8 protein-coding genes are annotated in these 8,161 nt (G+C 70.8%); 3 read left to right on the top strand and 5 right to left on the bottom strand.

What is annotated here, in order from left to right; all coding sequences use genetic code 11:
• Positions 1 to 50 precede the first annotated feature (50 nt).
• Positions 51 to 1,028 carry a biotin synthase BioB gene (bioB, locus tag VGL30_RS08545; RefSeq protein ID WP_331538871.1) on the bottom strand — a complete coding sequence of 326 codons (978 nt, stop codon included), beginning with the start codon at positions 1,026 to 1,028 and terminating at the stop codon, positions 51 to 53.
• Between the two features lie 182 nt (positions 1,029 to 1,210).
• Between bioB and ahcY the strand changes: the two genes are divergently transcribed.
• Genes ahcY through VGL30_RS08530 form a run of 3 tightly spaced genes read left to right on the top strand, consistent with a single transcriptional unit; the run spans position 1,211 to position 4,613 of the window.
• A complete protein-coding gene (ahcY, locus tag VGL30_RS08540; protein ID WP_331538869.1) occupies positions 1,211 to 2,602 on the top strand; it encodes an adenosylhomocysteinase in 1,392 nt (463 codons plus the stop codon).
• A gap of 47 nt (positions 2,603 to 2,649) precedes the next feature.
• Complete coding sequence (locus VGL30_RS08535) at positions 2,650 to 3,468, top strand: PfkB family carbohydrate kinase (RefSeq protein ID WP_331538866.1); 819 nt, start codon at positions 2,650 to 2,652, stop codon at positions 3,466 to 3,468.
• A gap of 17 nt (positions 3,469 to 3,485) precedes the next feature.
• The gene (locus tag VGL30_RS08530; protein WP_331538864.1) at positions 3,486 to 4,613 is read left to right on the top strand and encodes a serine hydrolase domain-containing protein; all 1,128 of its coding nucleotides are present in this window, start codon (positions 3,486 to 3,488) and stop codon (positions 4,611 to 4,613) included.
• Here the strand turns inward: VGL30_RS08530 and rarD are convergent.
• The 4 genes from rarD to leuB all read right to left on the bottom strand — a co-directional run bounded on the left by rarD (position 4,595) and on the right by leuB (position 8,113).
• Entirely contained in the window at positions 4,595 to 5,524 is a 930-nt protein-coding gene (gene rarD / locus VGL30_RS08525; RefSeq protein WP_331538862.1) for an EamA family transporter RarD, read from the bottom strand. The two genes, VGL30_RS08530 and rarD, sit on opposite strands and share 19 nt — an antisense overlap.
• A complete protein-coding gene (locus tag VGL30_RS08520; RefSeq protein ID WP_331538860.1) occupies positions 5,521 to 6,552 on the bottom strand; it encodes an aspartate-semialdehyde dehydrogenase in 1,032 nt (343 codons plus the stop codon). Before VGL30_RS08520 ends, rarD begins: the two co-directional genes overlap by 4 nt.
• Before the next feature lie 119 nt (positions 6,553 to 6,671).
• The gene (locus VGL30_RS08515; protein ID WP_331538858.1) at positions 6,672 to 7,079 is read right to left on the bottom strand and encodes an EVE domain-containing protein; all 408 of its coding nucleotides are present in this window, start codon (positions 7,077 to 7,079) and stop codon (positions 6,672 to 6,674) included.
• An 8-nt stretch (positions 7,080 to 7,087) separates the two neighbouring features.
• A complete protein-coding gene (gene leuB, locus VGL30_RS08510; protein WP_331538855.1) occupies positions 7,088 to 8,113 on the bottom strand; it encodes a 3-isopropylmalate dehydrogenase in 1,026 nt (341 codons plus the stop codon).
• Positions 8,114 to 8,161 lie beyond the last annotated feature (48 nt).

Below are 8,161 nucleotides of genomic sequence, written 5' to 3'. Positions count from 1 at the left end.
TCGAGGTCCGCGGGTTAACCCCGTCCTTCCCATTCACGGGAAAGACCGCCTCAGTTCATCGTCATCGGCCGCATGCCGAGGTCGGCCAGCAGGGCGGCGTCGGTGTTCTTGTCCGGGTTCGACGTGGTCAGCAGCTGGGCGCCGATGAAGATCGAGTTGGCGCCGGCGAGGAAGGCCAGCGCCTGCAACTCGCGGCTCATGTGCTCGCGGCCGGCGGAGAGGCGGACCACCGACTTGGGGCAGACCAGCCGAGCCACGGCGATGGTGCGCACGAACTCCAGCCCGTCCACCGGGTCGCTGCCGGCCAGCGGCGTGCCGGGCACCGGCATCAGGTCGTTGATCGGCAGGCTGTCGGGATGCGCTGGCAGGGTGGCCAGGGAATGCAGCAGGCCGGCGCGGTCGCGGCGCGTCTCGCCCATGCCGACGATGCCGCCGCAGCAGGTGGAAAGCCCCGCCTCGCGCACATGGGCCAGGGTGTCCAGCCGGTCCTGGTAGGTGCGGGTCGTGACCACGGTGGAATAGTAGTCCGGGCCGGTGTCGAGGTTGTGGTTGTAATAGTCGAGGCCGGCGGCCTTCAGCGCCTGGGCCTGACCGGCGGTGAGCATGCCCAGGGTGGCGCAGGTCTCCAGGCCCAGGGCCTTCACGCCGGAGATCATGGCGGCGACCTTGGGCAGGTCGCGGTCCTTCAGGTCGCGCCAGGCGGCGCCCATGCAGAAGCGCTGCGCCCCGCCGGCCTTGGCCTCGGCGGCGGCGGAGACCACCGTCTCGGCGTCCATCAGCTTGGTGGCGGCGACGCCGGTCTTGAACGACGCTGACTGGCTGCAGTAGCCGCAGTTCTCGGCGCAGCCGCCGGTCTTCACCGACAGCAACTGGGAGAGCTGCACCTCGGCGGGGTCGAACCAGCGGCGGTGCACCTCCGCGGCGCGGAAGACCAGTTCGGCGAAGGGCAGCTCGAAAAGCGCCTCCACCTCCGCCGGCGTCCAGTCGTGGCGCGGCAGGGCGGCGTCGGCGCGGACATGGACGTTCATGGCGGACCCCCGGGGAAAGCCGCATTACACCGGCTTGGCGCCTGCGGACAAGGCGCCGCCGGGGCGCCCGGAGCAGCCTGCCCTCCTCTTTAATCACATAAAGATTTCCTTATATGATGTTGCCGGCGCGGCGCCGTGCGGCTATAGAGCCGGCGATCCCCCTCTCCCCACAGGAACCGGTCATGACCGACTACGTCGTCAAGGACATCTCGCTCGCCGACTTCGGCCGCAAGGAAATCGCCATCGCCGAAACCGAGATGCCCGGCCTGATGGCCGTGCGCGCGGAGTTCTCCAAGGACCAGCCGCTGAAGGGCGCGCGGATCGCGGGCTCGCTGCACATGACCATCCAGACGGCGGTGCTGATCCAGACGCTGGAGGCGCTGGGCGCCGAGGTGCGCTGGGCCTCCTGCAACATCTTCTCCACCCAGGACCACGCCGCCGCGGCGATCGCGGCCAGCGGCACGCCGGTGTTCGCCATCAAGGGCGAGAACCTGGTGGAGTACTGGGAATACGCCCACCGGATCTTCGAATGGGCCGACCGCGGCTATCCCAACCTGATCCTCGACGACGGCGGCGACGCCACCCTGCTGTGCGTGCTGGGCCCGAAGGCGGAGAAGGACCCGACGCTCCTCGACAAGCCGAACAACGAGGAGGAGGAGGCGCTCTACCTGGTGATGAAGCGCTACCTGAAGGAAAAGCCCGGCTTCTACTCGGCGATCCGCGACGCGATCAAGGGCGTCTCCGAGGAGACCACCACGGGGGTGCACCGCCTCTACCAGATGGCCGAGCGCGGCGACCTGCCCTTCCCCGCCATCAACGTCAACGACAGCGTGACCAAGTCGAAGTTCGACAACCTCTACGGCTGCCGCGAGAGCCTGGTGGACGCCATCCGCCGCGGCACCGACGTGATGCTGTCGGGCAAGGTGGCGGTGGTGCTGGGCTACGGCGACGTGGGCAAGGGCTCGGCGGCGTCCCTGCGCAACGGCGGGGCCCGGGTGGTGGTCACCGAGATCGACCCGATCTGCGCCCTGCAGGCGGCCATGGAGGGCTATGAGGTCCAGACCATGGAGGACGTGGCCGGCAAGGGCGACATCTTCGTCACCGCCACCGGCAACAAGGACGTGCTGACCGTCGACCACATGCGGGCGATGAAGAACAACGCCATCGTCGCCAACATCGGCCACTTCGATTCCGAGATCCAGATCGCCGGCCTGCGCAACTTCAAGTGGGACAAGATCAAGGACCAGGTCCACCATGTGGAGTTCCCGGATGGCAAGAAGATCATCGTGCTGTCCGAAGGCCGGCTGGTGAACCTGGGCAACGCCACGGGCCACCCGAGCTTCGTGATGAGCGCCTCCTTCACCAACCAGACCCTGGCCCAGATCGAGCTATGGACCAACGGCAAGGCCTATCAGAAGCAGGTCTACACCCTGCCCAAGCACCTCGACGAGAAGGTGGCCATGCTGCACCTGGACAAGCTGGGGGCGAAGCTGACCACGCTCTCCAAGGACCAGGCCGACTATATCGGCGTGCCGCAGGCCGGGCCGTTCAAGCCGGATCACTACCGGTACTAGGCGCACGAGCCCTCCCCCATCGAAGGGGAGAGGCTTAGGGTGCCGCCATGCCGCTCGCGCTGATCTTCTCCAGCTTCGTGGCCGCCAACCGGATCGGGGGCGGGGCGCAGCAGGTCGCGCTGGCGGCGCTGGGGGTGGAGGCGGTGCTGGCGCCGACCATCCTGCTCAGCCGCAACCCGGCCAAGGGCGCGGTGGGCCGCGCGACGGAGCCGGAGCTGTTCCAGGGCCTGCTCGACGGGATCGAGGCCGAGGGGCTGTTCGCTCGCGCCGACCTGGTGATCACCGGCTATTTCACCAGCGCGGCGCAGGTGGAGGCGGCCGCGGCGGCCATCGGCAAGGTGCGGGCGACCTCTCCGGGCGTGCGGGTGGTGACCGACCCGATCCTGGGCGACGAGCCGAAGGGACTCTACGTGAGGCCGGAAGTGGCCGAGGCGGTGGCCGCCGCGCTGGTCCCACGGGCCGACGCCCTGACGCCCAACGCCTGGGAGCTGGCCTACCTGACCGGATGCCCGGTGGGCGGGCCGGCGCAGGCGGCGGCGGCGGCGCGGACGCTGGGCCGGCCGGTGCTGGCGACCTCGGTTCCGGCGGGCGCAGGCGAGATCGGGGTGGTGGCGGCGGACGGCGCCGGGGCGAAGCTCTATGCGCATCCGAGACAGGCGCAGGCGCCGAACGGGACCGGCGACCTGGTGACGGCGGTGTTCGCCGCGGGCCTGGTGCAGGGCCTGGGGTTCCAGGCGGCGGCCCGGCGGGCGACCGGGGCGGCGGTGCAGGCGGTCCAGGCGGGGGGAGACGACCTGCCGCTGGTGGACCTGGCCGAACGGCTGCTGCAGCCGAAGCACGGCCTGCGCATCGAGATTATCGACTGACGAGGGGGGAGCGCCGCATGGCCGAGATCTTCGGGTTCGCCGCGCCGGCCTACGCCGCGGTGCAGGCGGCCTTCGCCGCCAGCTTCGACGCAGGCGAGGAGCTGGGCGCGCGCTTCACCCTTGTGGAGGCGGGCGAGGTGGTGGTCGACCTGTGGGCCGGCCACGCCGACCGGGCGCGGACGCGGCCGTTCGACGCGCGGACCCTGGCTCCGGTGTTTTCCGTGACCAAGGTGCTGGCCGCGGTGCTGGTCGCGCGGCTGGTGCAGGCGGGCAGGCTTTCCTACCGCCAGCCGGTCGCCGACGTCTGGCCGGAGTTCGCGCAGGCCGGCAAGGGCGCGGTGACGGTGGAACAGGCGCTGTCGCACCAGGCCGGACTGGCGGGGTTCCCCGAGCCCATGGAGCCTTCGCTGTGGTTCGACTGGGACGCCGTCTGCGGCAAGCTGGCGGCCATGGCGCCGCTGTGGCCGCCGGGGACGGCGAGCGGCTACCACCCGGTCACCTTCGGCTACATCGCCGGCGAGATCTTCCGGCGGGTGGACGGGCGGACCATGGGCCGGGCGCTGCGCGAAGACATCGCAGGACCCCTGGGCCTCGACCTGTGGATCGGCCTGCCGGACGAGGAGCACGGGCGGGTGGCGCAGATGCAGCGGCCCGGCGCCCTGCCCGACTTCGGCGAGATCAACGACGCCACCCGGGCGGCGTTCATGACCGCCTGGGCCTCGCCGGCCGGGCGCGACGAGGCGGCCTGGCGGCGGGCGGAGATCCCTTCGGCCAACGGCCACGCCACGGCGCCGGCGCTGGCGCGGCTGGCCGGCGCGCTGGCGGACGGCGGGTCGCTGGACGGCCTGGAGATCCTGTCGCCGGCGATGATCGGAGAGCTGGCCCGGCAGCGGATCGCAGGCCAGGACCTGGTGCTGCCGGCGGTGATCGCCTGGGGCGCCGGCGTGATGCGCAACGCGCCGCTGCATCCCTGGGGACCGGGGCAGGCGACCTTCGGCCACTCCGGCTGGGGCGGCGCCTGCCTGTTCGCCGACCCCGGGCGCCGGCTGGGCGGAGCCTATGTGATGAACCGGCAGTCCCCCATCCTGGTGGGCGACCCGCGGCCGAAGCGGCTGATCGCCGCGGCCTACGGCGCCTCGAGCTGAGTGGCGAGGCGGACGCTGCGCGGGCGCCGCCAGGCGCCGAACAGGAACACCGCCGCCCCCGTCCAGATCAGCGCGAAGGAGACCGCCCGGGCCGGGGTGAACGGCTCGCCCTGCCAGACGCCCAGGGCGAAGGTGATGGTGGGCGTCATGAACTGCATGAAGGCCATGGCCGAGAGCGGCATGCGCCGGGCGGCCCAGGCGAACAGGGTCAGCGGCAGCGCGGTCATCGGGCCGCAGAACATCAGCCAGCCGGCGGTGGCGGGACTGTCCTGGAAATGCGCCTGGCCGGTGGATTGCAGCCAGACGACGAAGCCCAGGGCCGGCGGCGCCAGCAGGGTGCATTCGACCAGCAGGCCGGTCTGGGCCTCCACCTCCACCTTCTTGCGCACCACGCCGTAGCCCGCGAACGACAGGGCGAGGGTGATGGAGACCAGCGGCAGGCCGCCGATGGCCACGGCCTGGGCCGCGACGCCGGCCGCCGCCAGGGCCATGGCCAGGTAGCTGATGCGGTCGAGCCGCTCGTGGAACAGCCAGGCGCCCAGCGCCATCAGCACCAGGGGGTTGATGTAGTAGCCCAGGCTGGTGTCGAGGATCCGCCCGTGGTTGACCGCCCAGATGAACACCAGCCAGTTGACGCTGATCAGGGCCGAGGAGACGGCAAGCCAGCCCACCACCCGGGCGTTGCGCCAGACGGCGGCGGCCTGAGGCCCCTGGCGGGCGGCCAGCACCAGGCCCAAGGCCACGGGCAGCGCCCAGACCATGCGGTGGGCGAGGATCTCGCCCGGGGGCACGCCGAGGCCGCCGAGGATCTGGAAGACCACCGGCACGAAGCCCCAGACGAAGTAGCAGGCGACGCCCGCCGTCAGCGCCAGGCGGGGGTCCCCGCCAGGCGCCGACGACGGGGCGCTCATGCGAGGGCTTTGGAGCGGATCAGGCCGCGCTCGTCGAGCAGCTGGGCGATCTGCACCGCATTGAGGGCGGCGCCTTTCCGCAGGTTGTCGGCCACCACCCAGAGGTTCAGGCCGTGCTCCACCGTCGGATCGTTGCGGATGCGGCTGACGAACACCGGGAATTCGCCCTGGGCTTCCTTGGGCGTCATGTAGCCGGTGGGCTCGCGCTTATCGATGACGATCAGGCCGGGGCTCTCGCGCAGCAGGTCGCGCGCCTCGTCCTCGTCCAGCGGCTCGTGGAACTCGATGTTCACCGCCTCGGAGTGGCCGACCATCACCGGCACGCGCACGCAGGTGACCGTCAGCTTGATGTCCGGGTCGATCATCTTGTGGGTCTCGTTCCACATCTTGGCCTCCTCGTCGGTGTAGCCGTCCTCGAGGAACGACCCGATGAAGGGGATGACGTTGAACGCGATCTGCTTGGGGAACTTCCTGGGCGGCGTCGCGCCCAGGACGAAGACGTTCTTCGTCTGGTCGAACAGCTCATCCATGCCTTCCTTGCCGGCCCCGGAGACCGACTGGTAGGTCGAGACCACCACCCGCTTGATCCGCGCCCGGTCGTGCAGCGGCTTCAGCGCCACCACCAGCTGGGCGGTGGAGCAGTTGGGATTGGCGATGATGTTCTTGCGGTGCGCGAAGGAGACGTCGTCCGGGTTCACCTCCGGCACGATCAGCGGCACGTCGGGGTCCATGCGCCAGGCCGACGAATTGTCGATGACGATGGGGCCGGCGGCGCCGATCTTCGGCGCCCACTCCCTGGAGAAGGACCCCGAGACGCTCATCAGCACGAGGTCGACGGTGGAGAAGTCGAATTGCTCGACGTCCTCGCACTTGATGGTCTTCTCGCCGAACGAGACCGCCAGGCCGATGGATTTGCGGCTGGCGATCGCGTGAATCTTCTCCACGGGGAAGTCCACTTCCTCGAGGATGTTCAGCATTTCGCGGCCCACGTTGCCCGTGGCGCCGACCACGGCGACCCGGTAACCCATCGAAGCTCTCCTGAAATTGAGGGAGGGTTCCGTTACGCCGATGGGACGGTGAAGGCAAGCTCGCGGCGCCGGGTCGGGAGCCGGCCCTTCTCCCGCAAGGGGAGAAGGGTTCGTCCGCCTCACTCCCCCGCCAGCCCCAGGATCGTCGCCCACTCGGCGTCGGTGACCGGGGAGACGGAGAGGCGGAACTGGCGGAACATGGCCATGTCCGCCAGGCGGGGCTCGGCCTTCATCTGCGCCAGGGTGACCGGGGTCTTCAGCTCGCGGACCGGCGCCACCTCGACGGCCACGTAGCGGGCGGCCGGGTCGGTAGGGTCGATGAAGGCCTCCTTCACGATACTGGCGATCCCCACCACGGCCAGGCCGTCGTTGGAGTGGTAGTAGAGGAACTCCTCGCCGGCCTTCATCGCCTTCAGGTAGAGGGCGGCCTGGTTGTTGCGCACCCCGTCCCAGACGGTCCTGCCGTCGCGCCGCAGGTCGGCGAAGGCGTACTTCGCCGGCTCGGACTTCATCAGCCAGTGGGCCATGCCGGGGCCTAGAGCTGCGCCAGGACGGCGTCGCCCATCTGGGCGGTGGTCAGCGCCCCGCCGATGTCGGGGGTGCGGGCGCCTTCGGCCAGCGCCCTGTCCACGGCGGCGTACAGCCGGTCGGCCAGGTCCGCGCGGCCCAGCGACCAGCGCAGCGCCATCTCGAAGGAGAGGATGGCCGCCAGGGGGTTGGCGATCCCCTGGCCGGCGATGTCCGGCGCCGTCCCGTGGACGGGCTCGAACAGGCCGGGACCGTCGCCGCCGAGAGAAGCCGACGGCAGCATGCCGAGCGAGCCGGTGAGCATCGACGCCTCGTCGGACAGGATGTCGCCGAACATGTTCTCGGTGACGATCACCTCGAAGTGGCGCGGCGCGGCCACGAGCCGCATCGCCGCAGCGTCCACCAGCAGGTGCTCCAGCTCGATGTGGGGGAACTCCTCGGAGTGGATGCGGGTGACCACCGAGCGCCACAGCCGGCTCGTGTCCAGCACGTTGGCCTTGTCGACGCTGGTCACGCGGCTCTTGGCCGCCTGGAAGCCGGTGCGGGCGATCCGCTCGATCTCCGCGACCGTGTAGACCATCGTGTCGTAGGCGCGGCCGTCGCTCGTGCCCCGCTCGCCGTAGTAGAGCCCGCCGGTCAGCTCGCGCACGACCAGCAGGTCGACGCCCTCGATCAGCTCGCGCTTGAGCGGGCTCGCGTCGTAGAGCGCCGGGAGCGGCCGGAAGGGCCGGAGGTTGGCGTACAGGCCCAGCTCGGCCCGCAGCCGGAACAGGCCCTGCTCGGGCCGTACCGCGCCGGACTCGTTGGTGTCCCACTTGGGGCCGCCGAGCGCGCCCAGCAGCACGGCGGCGGACGCCTGGCAGGCGGCCAGGGCCTCGTCGGTCAGCGCGGTGCCGTGGGCATCGATGGCCGCGCCGCCGGCCAGGTGCTCGTCGTAGGTGAGGTCGTCGGCGACGGCATCGAGGACCTGGACCGCCGCGGCGGCGACCTCGGGGCCGATCCCGTCACCGGGCAGCAGTGCGATGGTGGGCATCAGATGTTCAGGGTGACGGGTCCGGGACGCTCGCGGTCGCGCTCGTAG

Source organism: Phenylobacterium sp. (genome assembly GCF_036502675.1).
Classification (GTDB): Bacteria; Pseudomonadota; Alphaproteobacteria; order Caulobacterales; family Caulobacteraceae; genus Phenylobacterium.
The sequence above is the reverse complement of the archived record's forward strand: the minus strand, read 5'-3'. Positions and strand labels throughout refer to the sequence as shown.